Source organism: Sphingomonas benefaciens (assembly GCF_052907485.1).
The window spans coordinates 505,082-531,477 of the sequence record NZ_JBREIC010000002.1; the positions used below are offsets into that span (position 1 = coordinate 505,082).

28 protein-coding genes are annotated in these 26,396 nt (G+C 69.8%); 10 read left to right on the forward strand and 18 right to left on the reverse strand.

All coding sequences use genetic code 11. From position 1 onward, the window contains the following. Positions 1 to 5: 5 nt before the first annotated feature. The 8 genes from ACU5AX_RS10790 to ACU5AX_RS10825 all read right to left on the reverse strand — a co-directional run bounded on the left by ACU5AX_RS10790 (position 6) and on the right by ACU5AX_RS10825 (position 7,496). Entirely contained in the window at positions 6 to 1,424 is a 1,419-nt protein-coding gene (locus tag ACU5AX_RS10790) for a S41 family peptidase (protein ID WP_446690882.1), read from the reverse strand. A 212-nt stretch (positions 1,425 to 1,636) separates the two neighbouring features. After that, positions 1,637 to 2,257: a MarC family protein gene (locus ACU5AX_RS10795; protein ID WP_446690883.1), complete on the reverse strand. Its 621-nt coding sequence runs from the start codon at positions 2,255 to 2,257 to the stop codon at positions 1,637 to 1,639. Continuing rightward, complete coding sequence (gene folD, locus ACU5AX_RS10800; RefSeq protein ID WP_446690884.1) at positions 2,254 to 3,132, reverse strand: bifunctional methylenetetrahydrofolate dehydrogenase/methenyltetrahydrofolate cyclohydrolase FolD; 879 nt, start codon at positions 3,130 to 3,132, stop codon at positions 2,254 to 2,256. The genes ACU5AX_RS10795 and folD overlap by 4 nt, the downstream gene beginning before the upstream one ends. 9 nt (positions 3,133 to 3,141) lie before the next feature. Further along, entirely contained in the window at positions 3,142 to 3,429 is a 288-nt protein-coding gene (locus ACU5AX_RS10805; protein ID WP_446690885.1) for a DUF167 domain-containing protein, read from the reverse strand. A 3-nt stretch (positions 3,430 to 3,432) separates the two neighbouring features. Continuing rightward, positions 3,433 to 3,741 (reverse strand): YggT family protein, encoded by a 309-nt coding sequence (locus ACU5AX_RS10810; RefSeq protein WP_332837970.1) that lies wholly within the window; start codon positions 3,739 to 3,741, stop codon positions 3,433 to 3,435. A 100-nt stretch (positions 3,742 to 3,841) separates the two neighbouring features. Then, the gene (locus ACU5AX_RS10815) at positions 3,842 to 5,686 is read right to left on the reverse strand and encodes an ABC transporter ATP-binding protein (RefSeq protein WP_446690886.1); all 1,845 of its coding nucleotides are present in this window, start codon (positions 5,684 to 5,686) and stop codon (positions 3,842 to 3,844) included. Positions 5,687 to 5,823: 137 nt separating this feature from the next. After that, positions 5,824 to 6,723 carry an acetylglutamate kinase gene (argB, locus tag ACU5AX_RS10820; RefSeq protein ID WP_446690887.1) on the reverse strand — a complete coding sequence of 300 codons (900 nt, stop codon included), beginning with the start codon at positions 6,721 to 6,723 and terminating at the stop codon, positions 5,824 to 5,826. A gap of 131 nt (positions 6,724 to 6,854) precedes the next feature. Beyond that, positions 6,855 to 7,496 (reverse strand): queuosine precursor transporter, encoded by a 642-nt coding sequence (locus ACU5AX_RS10825; protein WP_446690959.1) that lies wholly within the window; start codon positions 7,494 to 7,496, stop codon positions 6,855 to 6,857. A 163-nt stretch (positions 7,497 to 7,659) separates the two neighbouring features. On the opposite strand from ACU5AX_RS10825, the gene ACU5AX_RS10830 reads away from it, so the two are divergent. Together ACU5AX_RS10830 and ACU5AX_RS10835 are read left to right on the forward strand one after the other, a co-directional pair. Further along, entirely contained in the window at positions 7,660 to 8,994 is a 1,335-nt protein-coding gene (locus ACU5AX_RS10830; RefSeq protein ID WP_446690888.1) for a NupC/NupG family nucleoside CNT transporter, read from the forward strand. A 70-nt stretch (positions 8,995 to 9,064) separates the two neighbouring features. Further along, the gene (locus ACU5AX_RS10835) at positions 9,065 to 10,342 is read left to right on the forward strand and encodes an amino acid permease (RefSeq protein ID WP_446690889.1); all 1,278 of its coding nucleotides are present in this window, start codon (positions 9,065 to 9,067) and stop codon (positions 10,340 to 10,342) included. 33 nt (positions 10,343 to 10,375) lie between these two features. Here ACU5AX_RS10835 and ACU5AX_RS10840 read toward each other — a convergent pair whose 3' ends face one another. Together ACU5AX_RS10840 and ACU5AX_RS10845 are read right to left on the reverse strand one after the other, a co-directional pair. Beyond that, positions 10,376 to 10,522, reverse strand: coding sequence for a hypothetical protein (locus ACU5AX_RS10840; protein ID WP_198353903.1), 147 nt, complete (start codon positions 10,520 to 10,522; stop codon positions 10,376 to 10,378). A 49-nt stretch (positions 10,523 to 10,571) separates the two neighbouring features. Next, positions 10,572 to 11,441: a 3-hydroxybutyryl-CoA dehydrogenase gene (locus tag ACU5AX_RS10845; RefSeq protein WP_446690890.1), complete on the reverse strand. Its 870-nt coding sequence runs from the start codon at positions 11,439 to 11,441 to the stop codon at positions 10,572 to 10,574. An 82-nt stretch (positions 11,442 to 11,523) separates the two neighbouring features. Between ACU5AX_RS10845 and ACU5AX_RS10850 the strand changes: the two genes are divergently transcribed. Further along, a complete protein-coding gene (locus ACU5AX_RS10850) occupies positions 11,524 to 12,393 on the forward strand; it encodes a CPBP family intramembrane glutamic endopeptidase (RefSeq protein WP_446690891.1) in 870 nt (289 codons plus the stop codon). After that, positions 12,390 to 13,451, forward strand: a complete 1,062-nt coding sequence (locus tag ACU5AX_RS10855) for a DUF1176 domain-containing protein (RefSeq protein ID WP_446690892.1) — start codon at positions 12,390 to 12,392, stop codon at positions 13,449 to 13,451. The genes ACU5AX_RS10850 and ACU5AX_RS10855 overlap by 4 nt, the downstream gene beginning before the upstream one ends. Before the next feature lie 4 nt (positions 13,452 to 13,455). Here the strand turns inward: ACU5AX_RS10855 and egtD are convergent, their stop codons facing one another. From egtD to gluQRS, 5 genes are all read right to left on the reverse strand, one after another. Beyond that, positions 13,456 to 14,433 carry an L-histidine N(alpha)-methyltransferase gene (gene egtD, locus ACU5AX_RS10860; RefSeq protein WP_446690893.1) on the reverse strand — a complete coding sequence of 326 codons (978 nt, stop codon included), beginning with the start codon at positions 14,431 to 14,433 and terminating at the stop codon, positions 13,456 to 13,458. Positions 14,434 to 14,496: 63 nt separating this feature from the next. Next, a complete protein-coding gene (gene egtB / locus ACU5AX_RS10865; RefSeq protein ID WP_446690894.1) occupies positions 14,497 to 15,747 on the reverse strand; it encodes an ergothioneine biosynthesis protein EgtB in 1,251 nt (416 codons plus the stop codon). Between the two features lie 137 nt (positions 15,748 to 15,884). Further along, a complete protein-coding gene (locus tag ACU5AX_RS10870; protein WP_446690895.1) occupies positions 15,885 to 16,430 on the reverse strand; it encodes a cob(I)yrinic acid a,c-diamide adenosyltransferase in 546 nt (181 codons plus the stop codon). Positions 16,431 to 16,458: 28 nt separating this feature from the next. Then, a complete protein-coding gene (locus ACU5AX_RS10875) occupies positions 16,459 to 16,689 on the reverse strand; it encodes a twin transmembrane helix small protein (RefSeq protein ID WP_198353909.1) in 231 nt (76 codons plus the stop codon). 9 nt (positions 16,690 to 16,698) lie between these two features. Further along, on the reverse strand, positions 16,699 to 17,574 hold the full coding sequence (gene gluQRS / locus ACU5AX_RS10880; protein WP_446690896.1) for a tRNA glutamyl-Q(34) synthetase GluQRS: 876 nt from the start codon (positions 17,572 to 17,574) through the stop codon (positions 16,699 to 16,701). A 119-nt stretch (positions 17,575 to 17,693) separates the two neighbouring features. Here gluQRS and ACU5AX_RS10885 point away from each other — a divergent pair, with 119 nt between their 5' ends. From ACU5AX_RS10885 to ACU5AX_RS10905, 5 genes are all read left to right on the forward strand, one after another. Further along, positions 17,694 to 18,260, forward strand: a complete 567-nt coding sequence (locus ACU5AX_RS10885; protein WP_198353911.1) for an HNH endonuclease — start codon at positions 17,694 to 17,696, stop codon at positions 18,258 to 18,260. 11 nt (positions 18,261 to 18,271) lie between these two features. After that, on the forward strand, positions 18,272 to 18,745 hold the full coding sequence (locus tag ACU5AX_RS10890; RefSeq protein WP_446690897.1) for a hypothetical protein: 474 nt from the start codon (positions 18,272 to 18,274) through the stop codon (positions 18,743 to 18,745). 148 nt (positions 18,746 to 18,893) lie between these two features. After that, on the forward strand, positions 18,894 to 21,572 hold the full coding sequence (gene ppc, locus ACU5AX_RS10895; protein WP_446690898.1) for a phosphoenolpyruvate carboxylase: 2,679 nt from the start codon (positions 18,894 to 18,896) through the stop codon (positions 21,570 to 21,572). A gap of 62 nt (positions 21,573 to 21,634) precedes the next feature. Further along, positions 21,635 to 21,898 (forward strand): type II toxin-antitoxin system Phd/YefM family antitoxin, encoded by a 264-nt coding sequence (locus tag ACU5AX_RS10900; protein ID WP_446690899.1) that lies wholly within the window; start codon positions 21,635 to 21,637, stop codon positions 21,896 to 21,898. Beyond that, positions 21,895 to 22,161: a Txe/YoeB family addiction module toxin gene (locus ACU5AX_RS10905; RefSeq protein ID WP_446690900.1), complete on the forward strand. Its 267-nt coding sequence runs from the start codon at positions 21,895 to 21,897 to the stop codon at positions 22,159 to 22,161. The genes ACU5AX_RS10900 and ACU5AX_RS10905 overlap by 4 nt, the downstream gene beginning before the upstream one ends. 12 nt (positions 22,162 to 22,173) lie before the next feature. On the opposite strand, the gene ACU5AX_RS10910 is transcribed toward ACU5AX_RS10905, so the two are convergent. The 3 genes from ACU5AX_RS10910 to ACU5AX_RS10920 are packed head-to-tail and all read right to left on the reverse strand — an operon-like array spanning position 22,174 to position 25,206. Next, positions 22,174 to 22,569: an acyl-CoA thioesterase gene (locus tag ACU5AX_RS10910; RefSeq protein ID WP_446690901.1), complete on the reverse strand. Its 396-nt coding sequence runs from the start codon at positions 22,567 to 22,569 to the stop codon at positions 22,174 to 22,176. Next, entirely contained in the window at positions 22,566 to 23,129 is a 564-nt protein-coding gene (locus ACU5AX_RS10915; protein ID WP_446690902.1) for a DedA family protein, read from the reverse strand. The genes ACU5AX_RS10910 and ACU5AX_RS10915 overlap by 4 nt, the downstream gene beginning before the upstream one ends. 7 nt (positions 23,130 to 23,136) lie before the next feature. Beyond that, positions 23,137 to 25,206 (reverse strand): S9 family peptidase, encoded by a 2,070-nt coding sequence (locus ACU5AX_RS10920; RefSeq protein ID WP_446690903.1) that lies wholly within the window; start codon positions 25,204 to 25,206, stop codon positions 23,137 to 23,139. Positions 25,207 to 25,352: 146 nt separating this feature from the next. Here ACU5AX_RS10920 and ACU5AX_RS10925 point away from each other — a divergent pair, with 146 nt between their 5' ends. After that, complete coding sequence (locus tag ACU5AX_RS10925; RefSeq protein ID WP_446690904.1) at positions 25,353 to 26,276, forward strand: DUF808 domain-containing protein; 924 nt, start codon at positions 25,353 to 25,355, stop codon at positions 26,274 to 26,276. The last annotated feature ends 120 nt before the right edge of the window (positions 26,277 to 26,396 follow it).

Consider the following 26,396-nt stretch of genomic DNA (forward strand, 5'->3'; position numbering starts at 1 on the left):
CCAGCTCAGAACAGCCCCGGCACGTCGCGCTGCGCCGGCGAGGCGTCGCGTGCCGACGGCGTCAGCGACACACGGCCACCCGCCGCCTGGGCGCTCACGCCGGTGCCGGTGCTGGCGGTGATGCGCGTGCAGCTCTTGCCCTGCAGAAAGTCCAGCGCGGCGCGGGTCGACGCCTCGCGCGGGTCGCCCATCGGATAGCGGATGTCGTCGCCGGCGCGGCAGCTCGCCTCCACCGTGTTGGCCAGGCCGGTGTAATAGCCGCCCTGCCGGTTGGCGTTCTGGATCGCCAGCGCAATCAGGCGCAGGCGGTCGTCGCACTGCGACCGGTCGAGCGCGATCTGCCCGACCGGCTTGCCATAGGTATTGGTGCCGATCAGCCCGACATTGGCGTGGAGGTACGGGATCATCGCGTTGATCACCAGCTCGCTGGCCGAGGCGGTGCTGCCGGTGCCGATGAAGGCGAGGCGGGTCGGCGCGATCGACTGCGGCTGCGGCTGGAAGAAGCGCGTCGTGTTGTTGCTCGCCTTTTCGGGGCGGAAAGTGACGTAGTCGAACACGTCGGACGTCGAGCGGTTCGCGCCGAGCAGGTCGCCCATCAGTTCCGCGGTGGAAAGCGCGCCGCCGCCGTTGTAGCGGAAGTCGATCACCACCTGCGTGATCCCCGCCGCGCGGAAGCGCGCGAAGGCGTCGCGCAGCGACTGGTCGGCGGCGCTGATGAAGGTGCGCAGGTTGATATAGCCATATTGCTGGCCGGCATCGGTGATGATCTGCGCGCCGTAGCGCGGCGAGACGGCGGACAGATTGAAGTCGCTCTTGGTCACCGCAACGGTGCGCGTGCCGTTCGCGTCGCGGACCTGGAGGTAGCGCACCGTCCCCGCGGTCGACGGACCCAACGCGTCGTTGAGCGCTGTGCCACCCTGCGCGTAGAGATCGGTGACGGTGACGAGATTGCTGCTGCTGGTACCGATCGCGGTGATCTCCGTCCCGCGGTCGATCCCCGCAGCGAGCGCCGGGCCGTTCTCGAAGGCTTCGGTGACGTAGAGCCGCGCGCCCGCGCTGGTATCGAGCGACAGGCGGATGCCGAAACCCGCGGTCGCCCCCGATGCATTGTACGCATTCTCCTGCGCGATCGACGTCAAATAGCTGAAATAGCGGTCCTTGCCCTGCGTGCGTGCGGTGGCGGTGAGCGCGTCGAGATAGGCATCGACGGTGGTATAGCCGGACGGGTCGAGACTGGTCGGCAGCGTGTCGGGGAACAGATACCATTCGCGGACCTGTGAAGCGACCCAATCCTGCCGTTCCCTGAGGCTGCATCCCGCCGCGCTGGTCGGCGTGGGCGAGGAGCCGCCGCCGCTACCACCGCTACTCGCGATCGCGCCGGTGCCATCGCCGCCACATCCCGTCAGCAGCATCGCGATCGCCATGCATCCGGATAGACCCCGCTTCATCGCCAACTCCCCCAAGACTCGCGTGGCTCGACGCGCCACGCGACCGACGGCGATGGTAGGCGAACAGGGCGGCCGCCAACAAGCGCGAACGCCGCTGCACGGAAATCTCGTCTGGTCAGCCGGGGTTGCCCTCGGCCGTCATCCGCTCGCGCTCCGGCTGGCCGCCGTCACCGCATGGGCCAGGCGACTCAGTGCAGGCTGACCTGCAACCCGTCCATCACGAACTGCACCGCCAGCGCGGCGAGCAATACGCCGAGCAGGCGGGTGATCACCGCCTCGATCCGCGTGCCGACCAGCCGCATCAGCGGCCCCGCCGCAAGCAGTGCGAGCAGCGTCATCAGCAAGATCGTCGCCATCGCCGCGAGCACGACGAGCGACGACTCCAGCCCGTTGCTGCGCGCCATCAGCAGCATCACCGTCGCGATCGACCCCGGCCCGGCGATCATCGGCATCGCCATCGGGAAGATCGACACATCGTCCGCTTCCGGATCGTGGGCGACCTTGGCGGCGCGGTCCTCGCGGCGCTGGGTGCGGCGTTCGAACACCATCTCGAGCGCGATCAGGAACAGCATGATGCCGCCGGCGATGCGGAAGCTCGCCAGGCTGATGCCGAGGCCGTGGAGCAGCTTCTCGCCGACCAGCGCGAAGACGAGCAGGATGATCGACGAGACGGTGACGGCGCGGACCGCCATCGCGCGGCGGTGGATCGGCGAGGCGCCGGCGGACAGGCCGGCGTAGATCGGCGCGCAGCCGAGCGGATCGATGACGACGAAGAAGGTGATGACCGAGGAGACGAACAGCTCGATCACGATGCCGTCCCCAGCCCGTCGGGCCGGCCTTCGCGGCGGCAGGCGGAGACATAGGTATTGCGGATCAGGCAGGCGATCGTCATCGGCCCGACGCCGCCCGGCACCGGCGTGATCGCCCCGGCCACCGCTTGCGCCGCGGCGAAGTCGACATCGCCGACCAGACCGGTCTCCGTCCGGTTGATGCCGACGTCGATCACGCTGGCGCCCGGCTTGATCCAATCGCCCTGCACGAACTGCGCGATGCCGACCGCGGCGACGACGATGTCGGCGCGGCGGACATGGGCGGCGATGTCGCGGGTGCGGCTGTGCGTCACGGTCACCGTGCAGCTCTGCTGCAGCAGCAATTGCGCCATCGGCTTGCCGACGATGTTCGAGCGGCCGATCACCACCGCCTCCATGCCGGCGAGCTGCGGGTGGATGTCTTGGAGCAGCAGCAGGCAGCCGAGCGGCGTGCACGGCACGAAGCCCGCGGCGCCGATCGCCAGCCGGCCGGCATTGACCGGGTGGAAGCCGTCGACGTCCTTGTCGGGATCGATCGCGAGCAGCACCGCCTGCGTGTCGATATGCGCGGGCAGCGGCAGCTGGACGAGGATGCCGTCGACGCGCGGATCGGCATTGAGGTCGCGGACCAGCGCGAGCAGCGCCTCCGAGGTGGTATCGACGGGCAGGCGATGCTCGAAGCTCTCCATGCCCGCCTCGCGCGTCGCCTTGCCCTTCGAGCGGACGTAGACGGCGCTGGCCGGATCCTCGCCGACCAGCACCACCGCCAGGCCCGGTGCGCGGCCGGTGGCGGCCTTGAACGGCGCGACATGGGTGGCGATGTCGGCTCGCAGGCGCGCCGCGCGCGCCTTGCCGTCGATGAGGGTAGCGGTCATGCCCGTCTCTTAGAGGGCGGCGGCGATTTGTGCCAGCGCAGCGCCGTCGCCGGCGAGGTGCAGCCGCTTTACCCGTGCGGTGTCGCCCGCGACCAGGGTGACGGCGTGTCTGGGCAGGCCGAACGCCTTGGCGACGAGCGCGATCAGGGCGGCATTGGCCTGGCCGTCGACCGGCGCCGCGGCGAGGCGGGCGACGAGATGGTCGTCAGTGCCCGCGCCCAGGGCGTCGCGGCCGGCGCGCGGCGTCACCCGGATCGCGATCGCCAGCCCGTCGCCGACGACCCGCCACGCGGGCATGGCTTAGACGACCGCGGAGCTGACGACGCTGATCGCGAGATTGCGCAGGATGATGTCACCGATCGCGATCAGGATCAGCACCACCATCGGCGAGAAATCGATGCCGCCGGCATTGGGCAGCAAGCGCCGGATCGGCCGGTACATCGGCTCGGTCACCCGATCGAGGCCATAGTGCAGCGACCGGATGAAATTGTTCGAGGTGTTGATGACGTTGAAGACGATCAGCAGCGACAGGATGAACTGCACGAAGATGATCCACCAGATGACGTCGAGCAGTACCTGGAGGATCTGGATGATGGTCAGCGCGAACACGCGGGGCCTTTCACGGGGAATGGGTCGGATACGAATGTAGCGTGCCGGACGCCCGGCGAACAGGGGCGGTTCCCGACGCCGGCATCGCGCGCGACCGCGCTCAGCGGGCCCGCGCGCGCCGCCATGCCGCCTGCACCCGCTCGCCGATCAGCCGCGACCCGGCGGTAGCCGGGAAGCGCAGCAGCCCGCGTTGCCGCGACTGTTCCAGTCCCTCCGCCTGCCGGGTCCACAGCGCGCGGAAGGCGCCGTCAGGCCGTGCCAGCAGCGCCTGCGGCGGCCCGTCCTCGACGATCCGCCCCGCCTCGACGACAAGGACGCGGTCGAAGCCGGCGATCGTCGACAGCCGGTGCGCCACCGCCAGCACGGTGCGACCGGCCATCAGCGCCTCCAGCCCGCGCTGCACCTCCAGCTCCGATTCGGTGTCGAGCGCGCTGGTCGCCTCGTCGAGCAGCACGATGCGCGCGTCCTTCAGGAATGCGCGGGCGATGCCGATCCGCTGCCGCTGGCCGCCGGACAGGCTGGTGCCGCGCTCGCCGACGATACTGTCATAGCCGTGCGGCAGATGGCGGATGAAATCGTCGCAGCCCGCCGCTTCGGCGGCGCGATGCACCTCCTCGTCGCTCGCCTCCGGCCGGGCGAAGCGGATGTTCTCCATCACCGTGCGGTGGAACAGCAGCACCTCCTGCGGCACCACCGCCAGCGCATCGCTGAGGCTGTCGAGCGTCACCGCGTCGATCGCCTGGCCGTCGACCAGCACGCTGCCGCCCTGCGGATCGTAGAAGCGCTGGACGAGCTGCAGGATCGACGACTTGCCCGCCCCCGACGGGCCGACGATGCCGACCTTCTGCCCCGCCGGCACGTCGAGCGACAGATCGTGCAGCACTGGGCGACGCGGATCGTAGCCGAAGGTGACGTGGCGCAGCGTGACGCTGCCCTCGCCGCGGCGCAGCCGCACCGCGTCCGGCGCGTCGGCGATCGCCTGCGGCACGCCGATGATGTCGAGCGTCTCGCGCAGATAGCTGAATTGCTGGCTGGTATCGATCAGCGCCATGGCGAGGTCGCGCGAACCGTGCAGGATGCGGAACGTCATCGTGCTGATCACGACCACGTCGCCGGTGGAGATGGCGCCCGCCGACCAGCGGCCGATCGCCCAGATCAGCGTGCCGCCGACCAGGATGGCCAGCGCCGCGTCGTGCAGCGCGCGCATGTGCTCGACGAAGAACCAGCCGCGCCGCTGCGCCGCCGCTTCCTCGTGCAGGAAGTCGCGCAGCCGGTCGAGTTCGCGCCGGCGGGCGGCAAAGGCCTTCACCACCCAGATGTTGCCGATCAGATCGACCAGTTCGCCACCGACCACGCCGGCGCGTTCGGCGAATTCGCGATGGTGGATATGACCCTTCAGGCCGAGCAGCACCAGCGTCGCAGTCACCGCCAGGAAGATCGCGCCCAGCGCGATCGCCATCCGCGCGTCGATCGACACGAAGATCAGGATCGCGCCGGCGAAGGCGATCAGCGGCGGCGTGACCTCCTGCAGCAGCCGGTGGATCAGCGCACCGAAGATGCCGGCGAGACCGGAAATGCGGTGACCGAGCGAGCCCGCACGCTGGCTCTGGAAGAACTGCAGCTGATGCCCGGTCAGATAGTCGACCATGTCGAGCCGGATGCCGACGCCCGAGACGACGGTGGCGTGGCCGAGCGTCAGCGCGGCGGCACGTTGCAGCGCGCTTTCCAGCACCACCAGCCCGACGAAGCCGGCCAGCGCCTCATAGACATGGGCGCGCGCCTCGCGCCCGCTGGTCATCGCGTCGACCAGCAGCTTCATCGCATATTGCACCCCGACCGAACCGATCGAGGCGGCAGCGACCAGCGTCGCCAGGCCAAGGAACATCCACGGCCGCACCGCGACATAATGCCACAGGAAACGGCCGGGGCTGGCAAGGAAGGGCATGATGCTCGACCTGTGTTGCTGCGCTGCAACATGGGTGGCGCTACATGCCGATCAAGTCGACCCCGTTACGATCGCCGGAGCGACGGACGCGACGGACGGGCGCCCGATGGCGCGGCTGATCGGCGCCTTGGCCGGGGTCAGGCGTGGACCAACGTGCCGGCACCGGCGCTGGTGAAGATCTCCAGCAGCATCGCATGGGGGACGCGGCCGTCGATGATCACCGCCGCGTCGACGCCCGCCTCGACCGCGGCGACGCAGGTGTCGACCTTGGGGATCATCCCGCCGGAGATCGTGCCCTCGGCCTTCAGCCGGGCGATGCGTGCGGCGTCGAGATCGGTGAGCAGCGCGCCCGCCTTGTCGAGCACGCCGGCGACGTCGGTCAGCAGGAAGAAGCGCGCCGCGCCGAGCGCCCCGGCGATCGCGCCCGCCATCGTGTCGGCGTTGATATTGTAGGTCTCGCCGTCGACGCCCATCGCGATCGGCGCGATCACCGGGATGATGCCGCTGGCCGACAACTGGTCGATGATCGTGCGGTCGACCGCGACCGGCTCGCCGACGAAGCCGAGGTCGACGTGGCGCTCGACGCCCTGCAGCCGGTCGGGCGCGTCGCGGCCGACCTTGGCGGCGGTGACCAGCGCGGCGTCCTTGCCGGAGATGCCGACCGCGCGGCCGCCGGCCTTACCGATCCAGGCGACGATTTCCTTGTTGATCGATCCGGCCAGCACCATTTCGGCGATGTCCGCGGTTTCGCGGTCGGTGACGCGCAGCCCGTCGACGAAGCGCGACTCGACGCCCAGCCGCTTCAGCATCGCGCCGATCTGCGGGCCGCCGCCATGGACGACGACCGGATTGATGCCGACCGCCTTGAGCAGCACGACATCCTCGGCAAAGTCGCGCGCCAGCTCGGGATCGCCCATCGCATGGCCGCCGTATTTCACCACGAAGGTCTTGCCGGCATAGCGCTGCAGATAAGGCAGCGCCTCGGTCAGCGTCTCGGCCTTGGCGAGCAGCGCCGCGCGGGAGGGGGAGTCGGTCATGGCCGCGCCTTTAGCGGTCCCGCGCGGGAGGGGCCATCCCCGTCGTTCCGGCACAGGCGGGAATCCGGATGCGCGACCGTCTTGGCTTCGGACACCGGCGTTCGTCTGGCCGCGGCATGCGGAGGAGCGGATCAGGCCCTGGCATCCATCCGCTTGCCGAGGCCGACGAACAGATAGATCAGCGGCGGCACCAGGATCGCCGACAGCGTCACCTTGGCGATCATCTGACCGACGATCAGCGGGCCGATCGGGAATTCGCCGTAAAAGGCGATGGTGACGAACAGCAAGGTGTCGACCACCTGGCTGAGCATGCTGGAGATGGCGGCGCGCAGCCACAGCAGGCGGCTGCCTTCCCGGCCCTTCAGCGCCGCAAAGATCGTGACGTTGAGCGTCTGCGACACGCCATAGGCGACGATCCCGCCCAGCCAGATCCGCCAGGTCGAGCCCAGGATCAGCTGGATCGCGTCGCGGTTCGCCGGCAGCATCGCCGGTGACGGCGGCAGCATCCAGACGATCCACGACAACAGCAGCGAGACGAGCAGCGGTACGAATCCGACCTGGACCAGCCGGTTGGCGACGCCGCGCCCGTGCAGCTCGGCGATCGCGCTCGAGGTGACGACGAGCAGCAGGAAGGCGAAGATCCCCGCTTCCACCGCGAGGGGGCCGAGCGCGACCTGCTTGTTGCCCAGCACGCCGGCGATGCAGACCATGCCGCCGTAGAAGATCGAGAGCGCGAAGAGCGAGGGCGCGATGCCGCGCGGCTGGGTGTCCATCGCGCCGACGCTAGCGGGTTTCGTCACACGGGCAAAGTCCCCGCAATCCCGTGCGGCGCGGCGGGACCGGGCTGCCACTTCCCCCTAGCCCCCGGAAAAAGCACGTGTATGGTGGATCGACGCTGCCGGGGGGCCGCGTCCCTTCACCATCTGCGGACGCTTCATGAATCGTATCCTGATCGGCCTTGCCGGCATTCTCGTCATCCTCGGCATCGCCTTCGCCTTGTCGGCCGACCGGCGCGCGATCCGGCTGCGGGTGGTCGGCGCCGCCTTTGCGCTGCAGGCGCTGATCGCGACGGTCGTGCTCTACTGGTTGCCGGGGCGCGCCGCGCTCGCCGGCGCCTCGGCCGGCGTTGCGGCGCTGCTCGGCTATTCGCAGAAGGGGACGGAGTTCCTGTTCGGCAATCTCGCCAGCCCGACCGTCGGCGGCCAGAGCTTCGCGATCGCGGCGCTGCCGGTGATCATCTTCTTCGCCAGCCTGGTGTCGATCCTCTATTACCTCGGCATCATGCAGTTCGTGGTGCGCTGGCTCGGCGGCGCGATCGAGAAGGTGGTCGGCACCAGCAAGGTCGAAAGCCTGTGCGCCGCCGCCAACATCTTCGTCGGCCAGAGCGAGAGCCCGCTGGTCATCCGCCCCTATCTCGCCGGCCTGACCCCGCCGCAGGTGTTCACCGTGATGACCAGCGGCATGGCCGGCGTCGCGGGCACCATCCTTGCCGCTTATGCGTCGATGGGGATCAGCATCGACTATCTGCTCGCCGCCAGCTTCATGGCGGCGCCGGGCGGCATCCTGATGGCGAAGATCATCATGCCGGATACGCGCGCCCCCCGCGACGGCGAGCTGCCGCTCGGCGACGTGCCCGACGAGGACCGCGTCATCGCCTTGGCGGAGGGGCGGGTCAGCGGTCGCGGCCCCGCCGCGCTGCTGCCCGAAGGGACGCCGGGCGAGCCGCTGCCCGATGCGACGCACGACGAGGAAAAGCCCGCCAACCTCATCATGGCGGCGGCGCAGGGGGCGCAGACCGGCGTGCGGCTCGCGGTGGCGGTCGGCGCGATGGTGCTGGCCTTCGTCGCGCTGGTCGCGCTCGCCAACGGTCTGCTCGGCGGCATCGGCAGCCTGTTCGGCCATCCCGAGCTGAGCTTCCAGGGGCTGCTCGGCTATGTCTTCCAGCCGGTGATGTTCCTGCTCAACGTGCCGTGGAACGAGGCGGGGATCGCCGGCGGTCTGTTCGGCGAGAAGATCGTGCTCAACGAATTCGTCGCCTATATCGATCTGGGCAAACAGTCGGCGCAGCTCAGCCCGCATACCATCGCGGTGATCACCTTCGCCCTGTGCGGCTTCGCCAATTTCTCGTCGATCGCGATCCAGATGGCGGTGACCGGCAGCCTCGCCCCCAACCAGCGGCCGACGATCGCGCGGCTCGGCCTGCGCGCGCTGGCGGCGGGCAGCCTCGCCAATCTGATGTCGGCGGCGCTCGCCGGCCTGCTGATCGGCTGATCCGCTGGCCGCTCCGCTGACCGGCACCACCCCCGGCCTGCGCCGCGCGCTCGGCGCCGGGCAGCTGGCGATGATCGCGATTGGTGGCGCGGTCGGCACCGGCCTGTTCCTGGGCAGCGGCTTCGCCATCCAGCTCGCCGGGCCGGCGGTGTTGCTCAGCTATGCGATCGGTGGCGCGATCACGCTCGCGCTGATGGGCTGCCTGGCGGAAATGACCGTCGCCGATCCGGCCACCGGCGCCTTCGGCCTGTTCGCCGAACGCTATCTCGGCGACTATGCCGGCTTTCTCGTCCGCTACGCTTATCTGTTCGCCAACGTGCTGGCGGTGGGGACGGAGGTGACCGCGGTCGCCATCTACATGCGCTATTGGGCGCCGGGCGTGCCGGGGCTGGTCTGGATCCTCGGCTTCTCCGCGGCGCTGCTGATCGTCAATCTGGCCAGCGTACGCGCCTTCGGTGCGGTCGAATACGTCTTCTCGGCGATCAAGGTCGCGGCGATCCTGCTGTTCGTCGCCGGCGGCATCGCGGTGATCGCCCGCGCCGGCGGCGGCGCCGCGCTCGCCACCTATGCCGGCCACGGCGGGCTGCTGCCCAACGGCTGGTGGGGCATGGCGCAGGCGGTGATCGTCGCGCTGTTCAGCTATATCAGCATCGAGATGATCGCGGTCGCGGCGGGCGAGGCGGCGGAGCCGGAGCGCGCCATCGTCCGCGCCTTTCGCGCGACGATGCTGCGGCTCGCGCTCTTCTATCTCGGCAGCCTGGCGGTGATGCTGGCGATCGTGCCGTGGACGCAGGCCGGTACCGCGACCAGCCCGTTCGTCACGGTGATGGCGGCGACCGGCGTGCCCTTCGCCGCGGGGGCGATCAACGCCGTGGTGCTGATCGCCGCGCTGTCGGCGATGAACAGCCAGATCTATACCGCGAGCCGGATGGTGTTCAGCCTGGCCGAACGCGGCCTCGCGCCGCGCGGCTTCGCCCGGGTCGATGCGCGCGGCGTGCCGGTGCGCGCGCTGCTGATGTCGGGCAGCGGCATTGCGGTGGCCGCCGCCATCTACGCCGCGACGCCAGACAGCGCGCTGGCGGTGATGATCGCGGTATCGGTGTTCGGTGCGCTGTTCACCTGGGGCATGATCTTCGCCACGCATCTCGCCTTCCGCGCCCGCGCCGGCGCGCCCGCCGCCTTCCGCATGTGGGGCTATCCCTGGACCAGTCTTGCCGGGCTGACGGGGATCGTCGCCGTGCTGGCGATGACGCCGTTCACCGCCGCCTTCGGCGCGACGCTGCTCTACGGCGTGCCGTTCGTCGCCATCCTGTCGCTGACCTATTGGCTGGTGCTGCGCCGGCGCTGACCGGACCCTCCCGCCGGCGGAAGGGCATGCGGTTCATTCGCCGGTGCGCGTCTTGACCTTGTTGGGCAGGTCCTTGCCCTTGGTGCGCCGCGACGGCAGCTGCACCGGATTCTTCTTCTTCCATTCGCGGAAGGTCATCGGCCCTTCCGGCGTCTCGACGATCGTGTCGTCCAGGCTCATGCCTGCTGCTCCTCGTTCGACCGCGCGGCGGTCGCCACCGCGCGTCCGCTCAACGCGTCGGGACCGGCTCGGACCCGCTATAGTCGTAAAAGCCGCGGCCGGTCTTGCGGCCGTACCAGCCGGCCTCGACATATTTCACCAGCAGCGGCGCCGGTCGGAACTTGGGGTCGCCGGTGCCTTCGAACAACACGCGGGTGATCTCGAGACAGGTGTCGAGCCCGATGAAGTCGGCCAGCGTCAACGGCCCCATCGGATGGTTGAGGCCCAATTGGCAGCCGAGATCGATGTCGCGGATCGTCGCCACGCCCTCGCCCAGCGCGAACACCGCCTCGTTGATGAACGGCATCAGCACGCGATTGACGATGAAGCCCGGTGCGTCGTTGGCACGCACCACCTGCTTGCCGAGCGTGGTCGCATAGGCTTCGATCGCCGCGACGGTCGCGTCCGAGGTGGCGAGGCCGCGGATGATCTCGATCAGGCCCATCACCGGCACGGGATTGAAGAAATGCACGCCGATGAAGCGCGCCGGATCGGGCGTCGCCTGCGCCAGCCGGGTGATCGGGATCGACGAGGTGTTGGAGGCGAGGATCGCGTCGCTCTTCAGCACGCGGCCGACGTCGGCGAAGATCGCGCGCTTGATCTCCTCGCGCTCCGTCGCCGCCTCGACGATCAGGTCGCAGCCGCCCATGCCGCCGGTGCCTTCCACCGCCGCGATCCGGCCGAGGATGGCGTCGCGGGTCGCGGCGTCGATCTTCTCCTTGTCGACCTGGCGCTGCAGCTGCTTGGCGATGCCCGCCTTGCCGGCCTCCGCGCGCGCCTGCGACACGTCGGTCAGCAGCACGTCATAGCCCGCCGCCGCGCTCACCTGCGCGATGCCGGCGCCCATCTGACCCGCGCCGATCACACCCACCGTCTGCATGCTTGGCTCTCCTTTTGCCGTTCCTCTAGCGGCTTTCGCCGCCGCCGCCACCCGGTTACGCTGGCCGTGAGGGTGGGAGACGATGATGATCACGTTGGGCGATGCGGGGGTGTTGCGACCGGGGCGCTGGCGCTGGTTGCGGGCGCTCGGCTGGATGGTGCTGCTGTTCGTCGTCGCGACGCTGCTGCTCTATCCGGGCTGGCTGCGCCTGCCCGGCGTCGGGCCGGAGGTGATCCGTCCCGTGCTGACGCTGATCGCCTATCTCGCCTATGCCGCCGCGGTGCGCTGGGGTGAGCGGCGGGTGCCCGACGAGCTGGCACCCCGTGTCGCGCTGCCCGAGCTCCTGCTCGGCCTCGCCGTCGGCGCCGGCATGTTCGCCCTGGTCTTCACCATCCTGCGACTCGCCGGCGTCTATACGCTGGCGGCGGGCGACTGGACCGATTGGGCGAGCGACATCGCCGGCATGCTGCGCGTCGGCTTTGGAGAGGAGCTGCTGCTGCGGCTGATCGTCTTCCGGCTGCTGATGCGCGGCTTCGGCCTGTGGGCGGCGCTCGCGCTGTCGGCGGCGCTGTTCGGGCTGATGCACCTCGGCAATCCCCATGCGACGCTGACCGCGGCGGTTGCGATCGCGGTAGAGGCGGGGCTGATGCTCGCCGCTTTCTATCTGCTCACCGGCCGCATCTGGATGGCGGTGGGCGTCCATGCGGCATGGAACATCGCGCAGGGCTCGATCTTCGGCGCCCGCGTATCGGGCACGGCCGACAGCGGCAGTCTGTTCGTCAGCGCCCCCGTCGCCGGCAGTGCCGACTGGCTGAGCGGGGGTGCTTTCGGACCGGAGGCGTCGGTGCCGGCGATGCTGGTCGGCCTCATCGTCTGCGTCGTGGTGCTGCGCGCCGCCTTGCGGCGTTCGGCCCTCGCCACCCCATCCGCAGAAGGATCGCAGCCGCAATGACCCGTGCCGCCCCGATCGCGCTGCTGCTGCTCGCCGCCTGCTCGCGCGCGCCGCAGCACGACCGCCAGTCGGCGCCGAGCCCGACCGCCAGGCCGGCCCCCGCTGCCACCGCAGCCGCGGCCACGGCGGACAGCAAGGTCACGCCCCGGCCGGGCGCGCTCAAGACCTTCGGCGATTGGACCGTCGGCTGTGACAATGGCCTCGCCTGCACGATGGCGTCGCTACTGCCCGACACCGGCTTCGGCAGCGGCCCGACGCTCGCGCTGACCCGCGATGCGGGGCCGGCGGGGCGTTACCACGCCGACCTCGGCGAAGGCGCCACCGACGCACAGCCGCGCCCCGCCGCGCCCCGCTTCACCATCGACGGCCGCGATCTCGGCGCCGACGCCGACGCGCTCGCCGCGGCGATGGTCAACGGCCGGCAATTGCGCCTGCCGGGCGGCACCGTCTCGCTGAAGGGCGCGTCCGCGGCCTTGCGCTACATCGATGCGGCGCAGCACCGCGCGGGCACGACCAGCGCCACCGTCGCGCGGGGGCCGGCCAGCGCCGTGCCGCCGGCTCCGGCGCTGCCGCTGGTCGTCGCGCAACCGCTGATCCCGTCGAAGGCGACGCTGCCCGCAGCCGTCATCGCCACGATGAACCGCATCGCGCGCTGCGAGCTCGGCGACGGCATCGATGCGACACCGGATGTCGCCGCCGCGCCAGACGGCCGCCTGCTCGTCGTGCTGCCCTGTTCGGCGGGTGCCTATAACGTCATCGGTGCGCTGTTCGTCGTCGCCGGATCGACGGTCACGCCCGCCGCGGTCGACGCCGCGGTCGGCTTTGACGCGACCGGCGCCGACAGCGAGACGCCGGTGCACAGCGTGATCAACGGCAGCTTCGACGGCAACCTGCTGACCAGCTATGCCAAGGGCCGCGGCCTCGGCGATTGCGGGTCGGCGCAGCGCCTCGCCTGGGACGGCCGCCGCTATCGCCTGGTCGAGCAGAGCGACATGGGCGAATGCCGCGGCAATCCGAACTTCATCACGACGTGGCGGGCGCGGGTGCTGACCCGCTGAGCGATCAGGGCGCGGGCCGTTCGGCCTGCGCCTCCGCTAGGTAGAGGCCGAACTTGCCCTCGGGGTCGGTCCATTCGCCGATCGGCGTCCAGCCGCCGCTGCGCAGCAGGATGCGCGCGTCGCGCGGCCCGTATTTGTGGCTGTTCTCAGTGTGGATCGTCTCGCCCGCCTCGATCGCGAAGGGGCGGCCGTCGACGGTGAAGGCGGCGTCGCGCACCGCCTCAAGATGCATCTCGATCCGCGCGCGATCGTCGTTCCAGCGCGCGACGTGGCGGAAGGCGTCGACCGGGATCGTGCCGTCCAGCTCGCGGTTGATCCGGTCGAGCAGGTTCATGTTGAACGCGGCGGTGACGCCGGCGGCATCGTCATAGGCGCGGACCAGCGTCTGCTCGTCCTTGATCCGGTCCATGCCGATCAGCAGCATCGCGCCGAGGCCGAGCGACATGCGCATCGCGCGCAGCAGGTCGACCGCCATCAGCGGGATCATGTTGCCGATCGTCGAGCCGGGAAAGAAGCCGAGCTTGGGCATGTCGGCGATTTCGGCGGGCAGGGTCAGCGGCCGCATGAAATCGGCTTCGAACGGCAGCACGGTCAGGTCGGGGAAGCCCGCCGACAGGGCGCGCGCCGAATCGCGCAGGAAGTCGCCGGAGATGTCGATCGGCACATAGGCGCGCGGCGACACGCAGCGCAGCAGCACCGGCGTCTTGGTCGACGAGCCCGAGCCGAATTCGACCACCGCGCGGCCATGGCCGACGATCTTCGCGACGTCGGGGCAATGGTCGCGCAGGATCTGCGTCTCGGTCCGCGTCGGATAATATTCGGGCAGATCGGTGATCGCCTCGAACAGTTCCGATCCGCGCCGGTCGTAGAACCAGCGTGCCGGAATGGCGCGCGGGCGGCGTTCCAGCCCGGCGAGGACGTCGGCGCGGAATTGTGGGTCCGCCAGGCTGGCCTGGCCGTCCTCGATCTCGGGCTTGAGCATTGGGGTCGTCGCTCCTGTGGGCCCACGCGTCCGGTCTGCCGCCGGGCCGTCGCGAGCGGTACGTCAGATGTCTTTGGCGAGCCGCACGCCGGTGAATTGCCACCGCTGGTGCGGGTAGAAGAAATTGCGGTAGCAGGCGCGCGTATGGCCGCGCGGCGTCGCACAGCTGCCGCCGCGCAGCACGAACTGGCCGCTCATGAACTTGCCATTGTATTCGCCGACCGCGCCCTCGGCGGGGTGGAAGCCCGGATAGGGGCGATAGGCGCTGCCCGTCCATTGCCAGATGTCGCCGAAGAAGGCTGGGCCGCGCGCCGCCGGCCGCGGCTCGACCGGGCCGGCCGTGTCCATCTGGTTGCCGCCGGCGGAATCGTGCGCCGCCGCGGCCGCTTCCCATTCGAATTCGGTCGGCAGCCGCACGCCCGCCCAGCTGGCATAGGCATCCGCCTCGAAGAAGCTGACGTGCGTCACCGGTGCGGCGGGATCGATCGGGCGGCGACCGTCCAGCCCGAAGCGCGTCCAGCCGCCGTCGCGCTCTTCCCAATAGAGCGGCGCGCTGATTCCTTCCGCCTTCACCCAGGCCCAGCCGTCCGACAGCCAGTGGCGCGCGTCGCGATAGCCGCCGTCGGCGATGAACGCCGCCCATTCGCCGTTGGTCACCGTCCGGTCGGCGATGGCATGCGGCTGCAGCAGCGCCTGGTGGCGCGGTCCCTCGCAATCGAAGGCGAAGCCGGTGCCGCCATGGCCGACCCCGACGACGCCGCCGGGATGGTCGATCCAGCCGATCGGCCCCGGCATTGCCACCGGCACCTTGGGCGGGGCGGGCCAGAGCGCCGGCTCGAGCGGGTTTTCGGAGAAGAGGTGGAGGATGTCGGTGACCAGCAGCTCCTGATGCTGCTCCTCGTGGTGGCAGCCGAGCGCGACCAGCTCCTGCGCCGCCGCCGGCAGGTCGGGCAGCGCCGCCAGCAGCGCCGCATCGACATGGGCGCGATAGGCGCGCACCTCGTCCAGCGTCGGCCGGGTGACCATGCCGCGGCGATGGCGGGCATGGCGACGCCCCTCCGCCTCATAATAGCTGTTGAACAGGAACGGCCAGCGCTCGTCGTGCAGCCGATAGCCGGCGACATGGTCGCGCAGCACGAAGGTCTCGAAGAACCAGGTGGTGTGGGCGAGATGCCATTTGGTCGGCGATGCGTCGGGCATCGACTGGACGGTGGCATCGGCGTCGGACAAGGGCGCGGCCAGCGCGAGGCTCAGCGCCCGCACCTTCGCGAAACGATCGGCAAGCGGCGCGGCGACAGGCGCGACATTGAGCATCGACGCCCCCTTTTCCCGCTGGCATCTGCGATCCAGATCAAACTGTTCGAGGCGACGGAAGGTTGCATGGCGATCGCCACGCGCGCGGAACCGTACCGTCGATCGGTGCCTCCCCGGGGCGCGAGGAGGGGGCGGGCCTACCCCCCGCTACCCGGCACCCATAGCACGTCGTCGGCGCCGCGCCCGTTCACCCAGCGCGCGGCGACGAACAGATAATCGGACAGCCGGTTGAGATAGGCCAGCACCTCCGCCCCGGCCTGCGCGGCGACCGCACTGCGCTCGGCGCGGCGGGTGATCGCGCGGGCGAGATGCAGGGCGGCGGCGCCGGCATGGCCGCCGGGCAGGACGAAGCTGGTCAGCGGCGTCAGATCGGCGTTGAGCGCGTCGATCGCCGTCTCCAGCCGCGCCACCTGTGCGGATACGATGCGCAGCGCGCCGTCGATGCCGGGCGGCGTGGCGAGATCGGCGCCGCAATCGAACAGGTCGTTCTGGATCGCCAGCAGCGTCGCCGCCGGCGCCTGTCCCGCCAGCGCCGCGATGGCGACGCCGATCGCGCTGTTCGCCTCGTCGACGTCGCCGATCGCCGCCATCAGCGGCTCCGCCTTGGACACGCGCGATCCGTCGACCAGGCCGGTCGTGCCGGCGTCGCCGGTGCGCGTATAGATCTTGTTGAGGCGGACCATCAGCGTGGGGTGCTGGCGCGCCCGCGCCTCACGTCCGGCCGGCGAGGAACAGGATCAGCACCACGATCATGATCGCCAGCGCCTGAAAGAAGATGCGCATCTGCATCATCTTGTTCGACTTGAGCGAGGCGGCGCTCGGTCCCTCGCCGTTCCTCACCTGATCGGTCGATTCCTGCAGAAAGGCGATGATGCCCCGGACCAGCGCGACAAGGGTGGCGATCATCGCCGCGACCAGCAGGATGGCGAGGAAGGTGTTCATGACGATAACTTAGGAATTTGCCGCGACAAATCCAGTGGGAAGATCGCCGCGGCGCAGCGTCTCGGCGAGCGCCCGGCCGTCCTCCCCGGCCTGCCGCAACGCGGCCAGTGTCGGGGCGCCGTGGCGCTTGGCGAGCCGCGCGCCGTCGGGGCCGAGCAGCAGGGGGTGGTGGCGATAGGCGGGCGTCGGCAGGTCGAGCAGCGCCTGCAGCAGGCGATGGACGTCGGTCGCCGCGAACAGGTCGATCCCCCGCACCACCTCGGTCACGCCCTGCGCGGCATCGTCGACGGTCACCGCCAGATGATAGCTGGCCGGCGCGTCCTTGCGCGCCAGCACGACGTCGCCGAACGCCGCCGGGTCGGCGACCTGCCGGCCCGCGGTCGCGTCCTGCCAGGTGAGCGGACCCGCCGCCGCCACCGCCGCGTCGATCGCGAGTCGCCAGGCATGCGGCACGCCCGCCGCGACCCGCGCGGCGGCCTCGTCCGGCGACAGATGCCGGCAGATGCCGGGATAGCGCGGGCCGTCCGGGCCGTGGTGCGGTGCGCTGGCGCTGTCGGCCACCTCGCGCGCGATGTCGGCCCGCGTGCAGAAACACGGATAGAGCAGCCCGGCGGCGCGCAGCCGGTCGAGCGCCGCCTCGTAGCGGTCGAGTCGCTGCGACTGGCGCACCACCGGCCCGTCCCAGGCGATGCCCAGCCACGCCAGATCGTCGAGGATGCCCGCGACATGCGCCTCGCGGCTGCGCGTGCCGTCGATATCCTCAATGCGCAGCAGGAAGCGGCCGCCGGCGGCGCGCGCGCGATCATGCGCCTGCAACGCCGAAAAGGCGTGGCCGAGATGTAGCGGCCCGGTCGGCGAGGGCGCGAAACGGGTGGTCGGCATCATCGGGCGGATCGCCGGACGGCGACGCAACGGGCTTGACCGCGAATCATGGGCCGTGCTGTCATACCGGCGTCATCCTCGTGGACGACACGGTCCGCGGGCAAGACCCCGAGGGAGGAGCCGTGTTTCATCCCGATCTGATCCGCCACCCGGACAGTTGCCCGGCGTTGGTCTTGAATGCGGACTATACGCCGCTGTCCTATTATCCATTGAGCGTCTGGCCGTGGCAGACCGCGATCAAGGCGGTGTTCCTCGACCGGGTCGACATCGTCGCCCATTACGAGCGCGAGGTGCGCAGCCCGACCTCGGCGATCAAGCTGCCGTCGGTCATCGCGCTCAAGCAATATGTGCGACCTTCGCAATTCCCCGCCTTCACCCGCTTCAACCTGTTCCTGCGCGACCGTTTCGCCTGCCAATATTGCGGCATCGGCCGCGATCTCACCTTCGACCATGTCGTGCCGCGCGCGCAGGGCGGGCGGACGACGTGGGAGAATGTCGTCACCGCCTGCGCGCCGTGCAACCTCAAGAAGGGCGGGCGGACGCCGAAACAGGCGCATATGCCGCTCTACGTCGAACCGATCCGGCCGACCAACTGGCAATTGCAGGAACACGGCCGCGCCTTTCCGCCCAACTATCTCCACGACACATGGCACGACTGGCTCTATTGGGACGTTGAGCTGGAAGCGTAACGGGAGGCACAATGCGGGCAGCGTGGGTGATGGCGGCGGCGCTAGGCGCCGTATTGGCCGGCTGTGGCAATCGCGCGGAAAAGGTGGCGCAGGCCGACGCCAATGCCAGCGCGGCGGGCTTCGTGCCGCCGGCGGTGACCAGTCGCGTCGACTTCGCCGGCGCGATGGAACGCCGCTTCCGCACGCTCGACCGCAATGCCGACGACCGGCTGACCGCCGACGAGCTGCCCCGCCGCGGCAGCCGCATCATGACGCTCGACCGCAACGGCGACGGCGCGGTCAGCCAGATCGAATGGAGCGAGGGCACGCTCAAGCGCTTCGATCAGATGGACCTCAACCACGACGGCACCGTCACCTCCGAAGAGGAAGCCGCCTGGCGGGCCGCCCGCGACAAGCGCGAAGCCGGCAGCGGATCGCCCGCCGATTCGGTGATCGGCGACACGGTCAGCAACATCGCCGGCAACGCCGGTCCGACCCGCCGCTGATCGGGCGGCCGCCGACCGGGCGGAGCGCCGCGGGAGTGCGACCTTTGCGACCTTCCGTCCGCATCGCGCCGCCGGGCAGAACGGAATCCGCAGCGGGAGCAGCGCGCTAGCGGTTGACCCGACCCTCGCCGCAGCGCAGCATCGCGCCATGGCCAGTTCCTCCTCCCTGCCGCCGATCGCCAACAACCCCGACGTGCGCTTCCTCGGCGCCACGCTCGGCGACGTGATCCGCGGCTATGGCGGCGATGCCCTGTTCGAGGCGACCGAGGCGATCCGCCGCGCCTCGGTGGAGCGGCATCGCGACGGCGGCGACGGCGACGCCATCCAGGCGCTGCTCACCGGCCTCGGCCTCGACGAGACGCTCGATTTCGTCCGTGGCTTCATGCTCTTCTCGATGCTGGCGAACCTCGCCGAGGACCGCCAGGGCATCGCCGCCGAGGCGGGCGCCGACGTCGCCTCCGCGCTCGCCACGCTGGCGGACGAGGGGATCGACCGCGCCGCCGTGCTCGACCTGCTCGCCCACGCGCTGGTCGCGCCGGTGCTCACCGCCCATCCGACGGAGGTGCGGCGCAAGAGCATGATCGACCACCGCAACCGCATCGCCGAGCTGATGCGGCTGAAGGATGCCGGCGCCGAGGAGACGCCCGACGGCGACCGGGTCGACGACGCCATCGCCCGCCAGATCGCGCTGCTGTGGCAGACGCGCGTGCTGCGCCGCGAGCGATTGTACGTCACCGACGAGGTGGAGACGGCGCTGAGCTATCTGCGCGACGTCTTCCTGCCGACGATCCCGGCGCTCTACCAACGGTGGGACCGGGCGTTCGGAGAGCGCGTGCCGAGCTTCCTGCGTCCCGGCAGCTGGATCGGCGGCGACCGCGACGGCAATCCCTTCGTCACCGCCGAATCGCTGCGCACCGCGCTCGGACGCGCCTGCGAGACGGTGCTCGTCTTCTACATGGACGCCGTCCATGCGCTCGGCGCCGAACTGTCGATCTCGACCGAACATGCCGCGGTCGACGCGCGCGTCGCCACATTGGCGGAGGCGAGCGGCGATGCCGCCGCCAGCCGCGCCGACGAGCCGTATCGCCGCGCCCTGTCCGGCATCTACGCCCGGCTCGCGGCGACGCATCAGGCGCTGACCGGCAAGGCGGCGCCGCGGCCCGGCCGGCTGCACGGCGAGCCCTATGCCGATCCTCAGGCGCTGCGCGCCGACCTTGCCGCGCTGGCGCACGGCCTGTCGCAGGGCAGCACGCTCAAATCCAGCGGCGCGCTCGGCCGGCTGATCCGCGCGGTCGAGACGTTCGGCTTCCATCTCGCCACGCTCGACCTGCGCCAGAACAGCGCGGTGCACGAACGCGTCGTCGCCGAACTGCTCAAGGTCGCCGGCGTCGAGGCGGACTATGGCGCCCTCGACGAACCCGCCCGCGTCGCCCTGCTGCGGCGCGAACTCGCCCATCCGCGCCCGCTCGCCAGCCGCTTCACGCAATATTCGGACGAGACCCATGGCGAGCTGCAGATCGTCCTCGCCGCGGCGGAGGCGCATGCCAAATACGGGCCGGCGTGCATCACCAATTATATCGTCTCGATGGCGCAGTCGGTGTCCGATCTGCTCGAGATCAATCTGCTGCTCAAGGAGGTCGGCCTCTATCGCGGCGGCGATCGGCCCGAAGCCGCGATCATGGCGGTGCCGCTGTTCGAGACCGTCGGCGATCTCGAGGCGGCGCCGGCGATCATGACCGACTGGTTCGCCCTTCCCGAGATCGCGACGATCGCCAGCCGGCGGGGGCATCAGGAGGTGATGATCGGCTATTCGGACAGCAACAAGGACGGCGGCTATCTGACCTCGACCTGGCAGCTGTCCAAGGCGTCGACCGCGCTGAAGCCGGTGTTCGAGGCGGCCGGCGTCGGCATGCAATTGTTCCACGGCCGCGGCGGCGCGGTCGGCCGCGGCGGCGGCTCGTCCTTCGCCGCGATCCGCGCCCAGCCGCCCGGGACGGTGCAGGGTCGCATCCGCATCACCGAACAGGGCGAGGTGATCGCCGCCAAATATGGCACCCGCGACAGCGCGATGACCAATCTCGAGGCGATGGCCTCGGCGACCTTGTTGGCGACGCTGGAGCCGGCGCGGCTGTCCAATGCCGAGAATGCGGAGTTCGGCGCGGCGATGGATGCGCTGTCCGACACCGCCTTCCACGCCTATCGCGACCTCGTCTACGGCACCGAAGGCTTCCGCACCTTCTTCCGCCAGATGACGCCGATCGGCGAGATCGCCGGGCTGAAGATCGGCAGCCGCCCCGCCAGCCGCAAGAAATCCGACGCGATCGAGGATCTGCGCGCCATCCCCTGGGTGTTCAGCTGGGCGCAGGCACGGGTGATGCTGCCCGGCTGGTACGGCGTCGGCCAGGCGCTCGACGCCTTCGCCGACAAGGCGCTGCTGCGCGACATGGCACAAGGCTGGCCGCTGTTCGCCTCGACGCTGGCGAACATGGAGATGGTGCTGGCCAAGTCGGACATCGACATCGCCGCCCACTATGCCGAGCTGGTGGAGGATGAGGGGCTGCGCGGCCACATCTTCGGCCGTATCCGCGACGGCTGGCAGAGGACCGTCGACGGCCTGCTCGACGCGACCGGCCAGACCCGGCTGCTCGAGAAGCATCCCGCACTCGACGCCTCGATCCGCCTGCGCCTGCCCTATATCGAGCCGCTCAACCTGCTGCAGATCGAACTGATGAAGCGTCACCGCGCCGGCGAAGACGATCCGCGCATCGCCGAGGGCATCCTGCTGTCGATCAACGCGATCGCGACCGCGCTGCGCAACAGCGGGTGAACGCCGCCGACTCGGTTGCGGCTGTACAAGAAGATGTACATATGGCGGGGACGGAGGATGACATGCAGGTCGTGACCTACACCGATGCGCGCGCCAATCTGAAGGACGTGATGGATCAGGTCGTCGACGATCACGAGGAGGTGGTCGTCACGCGCAAGAACGGCAAACCGGTCGTCATGGTGTCGCTGGATGCCTGGAACGCGATCCGGGAGACGATGCATCTGCTCTCGACGCCAGCCAATGCTCGCGTCCTCCGCGATTCGATCGCGCAACTCGATGCGGGCAAGGGCCAGGAACGGGAGCTGATCGAGCGGGCACAGGCGTGAAGCTCGTCTTTTCCGATCTTGCCTGGGAGCAATACCACCACTGGCTCACCGCCGATCCGAAGACGTTCGAACGGCTGAACGACCTGATCCACGAATGCCGGCGCAGCCCGTTCAAGGGCAGAGGCAACCCGGAGCCGCTGCGGGGCGACCTTTCGGGCTGGTGGTCGCGCCGGCTGACCCAGGACGATCGGCTGGTCTATCGGGTGAACGGCAAGGCGCCCGGGCAAAGTCTCGAAATCGCGCAATGCCGGTTCCATTATTGATCGGTCGCCGTCTCACCCTCCCAGAAACGGCGCCGCCATCTCCGGCCGGACGCGCAGCAGTCGACCGGTGGTGCGGTCGATCAACGCCCAGGTCGTCACCGCCTCCACCTTGACCCGCCCGTCCGCGCCCAGGAACCGGACGTGGCGGTCGAAGCGCGCGCCCTTGGGCGGTTCCGGTACCCAGGTCTCGCCGGTCACCGTCTCGCCCGCGACGACGTTGCCACGATAGTCGATCTCGTGGCGGGTGACGACCCAGACATAGGCCGCACGCTGGTCGGCCGGGGCCACGGCTTCCCAATGCGCGACGGCGATCTCCTGGATCCAGCGCACCCAGACCGCATTGTTGACGTGGCCGAGCTCGTCGATGTCGTCGGCGCTCGCGGTGATGGACAGGGTGAAGCGGCTCATGCCTTTTGCGCCCGGCTGCGCCACCAATGGACGCCGGCGATGCTCAGGCCGAGCAGCACCAGCCCGCCGATCAGCCAGGGCAGATGCGGCTTCACCTTGCCGATCATCTTTTCGAAGGCATTGCCGAACAGATAGCCGATGCCGGTGAAGATCACCGCCCACACCGCCGCCGATATGGCATTGACGATGACGAAGGTCTTTGCCGGCACCTTGGTGGTGCCGATCGCGATCGGGCTGACGGTGCGGAAACCGTAGATGAAGCGGAAGGCGAAGATGAAGCCGACCGGCCAGCGTTCCAGCCAGTCCATCGCCTTGGCGAAGGCGGGCTTGGCCTGCGCCTGCTTGACCCAGCGATGGTTGCGGAAGCGGCGGCCGAAGGCGAACCAGGCCTGGTCCGCCGCGAACGAGCCGAGGCCCGTCGCCACCATCGCGCCGGCGAGCGGCAGCAGCCCCTGATGCGCGGCGAGGCCGCCGGCGACGACTACCGTCTCGCCCTCCACCGCCGCCCCGACGAACAGCGCGGCGAGGCCGTAATGCGCGATCAGCTGCTCGATGCTCACTGTGGCGTCATTCCTCTATGCCGAGCTGCCAGAGGACGAAGGCATGTTCCTCCGCCGCCTCGCGCAGCGATTCGAAGCGGCCCGACTTGCCGCCGTGGCCCGCCCCCATGTTGGTCTTGAGCAAAAGCACATGGTCGTCGGTCTTGGTCGCGCGCAGCTTCGCCGCCCATTTTGCCGGTTCCCAATAGGTGACGCGCGGATCGTTGAGCCCGCCCGAGATGAACAGCGGCGGATAATCCTGCGCGACGACATTGTCGTAGGGGCTGTAGCTGCGGATCAGGTCGAACGCCGCCTTGTCCTCGATCGGATTGCCCCATTCCGGCCATTCGCCCGGCGTCAGCGGCAGGTCGGCGTCCAGCATCGTGTTGAGCACGTCGACGAACGGCACGTCGGCGATCACCGCGCCCCACAGCCCGGGATCGGAATTGACGATCGCGCCCATCAGCTCGCCGCCGGCGGAGCGGCCCGCGGTGGCGATCCGGCCGGCGCGGGTCCAGCCCTGCTCGATCAGGCCCTTGGCGACGTCGACGAAGTCGTTGAACGTGTTGGTGCGCTTGTCCAGCTTGCCGTCGTGATACCATTGCTGGCCGAGATCGTCGCCGCCGCGGATATGCGCGATGGCATAGGCGAAGCCGCGGTCGAGCAGGCTCAGTCGGCCGGTCGAGAAGCCCGGCGGGATCGCATAGCCATAGGCGCCATAGGCGTAGAGGAACAGCGGCCGCGACCCGTCGCGCACGAAGCCCGCGGGATAGACGATCGACACCGGCACCGCCGTGCCGTCGCGCACCGTGATCGTCAGCCGCTCCGTGCGGTAGCGCGCGCCGTCATAGCCCGACGGGATCTCCTGCACCTTCAGCGTCGTCAGCTGCCGCGTCGCGGTGTCGTAATCGTAGACGGTGCCGGGCGTCACCATCGACTCATAGCCGATGCGGATCACGGTCATGTCATATTCGGGATTGTCGCCGACACCGGCGGCATAGCTCGCCTCCGGAAAATCAATCCGTTCGGCGACGGTCGGCGCGTCGTAGCGGTGGATGGCGATGCGATCGAGCCCGTCCTCGCGCCCCTCGACGACGAAGAAGTCGCGGAAGCACTCGACCCCGGTCATGTAGAAATGCGGATTGGGCGCGATCAGCTCGGTCCACGCGCCGGGACTCGCGATCGGTGCGGTGACCAGCCGCCACATCGGATCGATGTCGTTGGTGTGGATGAACAGCGTGTCGCCATGCGCGTCGACGTCGTATTCGCGGCCCTCCTGCCGGGGCGCGACCAGGATCGGTTCGGCATGGGGGTTGTCGGCGGGCAGCAGCCGCACCTCGCTGGTGACATGGTCGCCGGTGCCGATGATCAGCCAGCGCCGGTCGCTCGTCTCGGCCACGGCGACGCGATAGCCCTCGTCCGCCTCATGATAGAGCAGCACGTCGTCGGCGACCGGCGTGTGCAGCCGGTGGAAGCGCGCATTGTCCGTCCGCCATTGCGCATTGGCGAGGCCGTAGAGGAAGCCGGCATCGTCGCTGGTCCAGACGAGGTCGGACAGCATGCCCTCGATCACCTCGGGCAGATGCTCGCCGGTGGCGAGATCCTTGACGCGGACGGTGAACCGTTCCGACCCGTTGTCGTCGATCGCATAGGCCAGGTAGCGGCCGTCGTTGCTCACCGAAAAGGCGCCGAGCCGGAAATACTCCTTGCCCGCCGCCAGCGCCGGCTCGTCGAGCAGCAGTTCGTCGTCGCCGCCGGCGACCGGGCGGCGCCACCACACGCGATATTGCCCGCCCGTCTCGAACGCGGTCCAGTACAGCCAGTCGCCGTCCTTCTGCGGCACCGAGGATTCGTCTTCCTTGATCCGCCCCTTCATCTCTTCGTACAACCGGTCGACCAGCGGCCGGTGCGGCGCCATCACCGCCTCGAAATAGGCGTTCTCCGCCTCCAGATAGGCGAGCACCTCGGGATCGCCGACCTCGGGATAGTTCGGGTCCTTCAGCCAGGCATAGGGATCCTCGACCGTCACGCCATGCGCGGTGAAGCGGTGCGGGCGCCGTTCGGCGAGGGGGGGCTGGGGCAGGTTCGGATCGGTCATGGACGCAGCTCTAGCGGGGCGGACGAGCGGCGTCATGCCTCGGGCGGGCGATTAAGTTCCGGCCAGCAACGATCCGGCAACACACGTGCGGTTGCGTACCGCCGCCCCGGGCGGGCATGAGGCGCAGCGACAACAGGGGAACGGACATGCCCGGCGGATTGGTGGCGCTGCTCGACGATATCGCGGCGATGGCGAAGCTGTCGGCGGCGAGCCTGGACGACGTCGCCGGCGCGGCGGGGCGGGCGGGGGCCAAGGCGGCGGGCGTGGTGATCGACGATACCGCGGTCACGCCGACCTATGTCACCGGCCTGTCGCCGGCGCGCGAGCTGCCGATCATCTGGAAGATCGCCAAGGGCTCCCTTCGCAACAAATTGCTGTTCCTGCTGCCCGCGGCACTGGTGCTGAGCGCGCTGGCGCCCTGGGCGATCACGCCGATCCTGATGCTGGGCGGCGCCTATCTGTCGTTCGAGGGCGCGGAGAAGATCATCGCCGCGCTGACCGGCGGCCATCATGGCGACGCCGCGGCGACGATCAGCGACCCCAAGGAGCTGGAGGATCGCCAGGTCGCCGGCGCGGTGCGCACCGACCTGATCCTGTCGGGCGAGATCATGGCGATCGCGCTTGGCGAACTGGGCGGCGAGACGCTGCTCAACCAGGCGATCGCGCTGGCCGTGGTCGCGGTGGCGATCACCGCCGGCGTCTATGGCGTCGTCGCGCTGATCGTGAAGATGGACGATATCGGCCTGCACCTGGCGGAACGGCCGGCGACGCGCGCGCTCGGCCGCGGGCTGGTCGCGGCGATGCCGCGCGTGCTGGCGGCGCTGTCGGTGATCGGCACCGCGGCGATGCTATGGGTCGGCGGCGGCATCATCCTGCACGGGCTGGAGGCGTTCGGCCTCGACACGTTGCCGCATGCGCTGCACGACGCCGCGCACCATGTCGCGGCGGGGCTCGGCGCGCTCGGCGGCGTCGCCGGCTGGTTGATCACCGCCGCCGCCTCCGCGCTGATCGGCCTCGCTTTGGGGGCGGCGATCGTCGGCCTGCTGCATCTCGTGCCGCGCAAGCACTGACCGGACACCGCCTATGCCGGCACGCCGGGTGGGTCGCGCCGCCCGTCTGCGCATTGACCCGTCTTCGCATTGATCCCGATCAAGCGACCGGAACGTCCCCCGATGCCGCCCGTTCGCTCT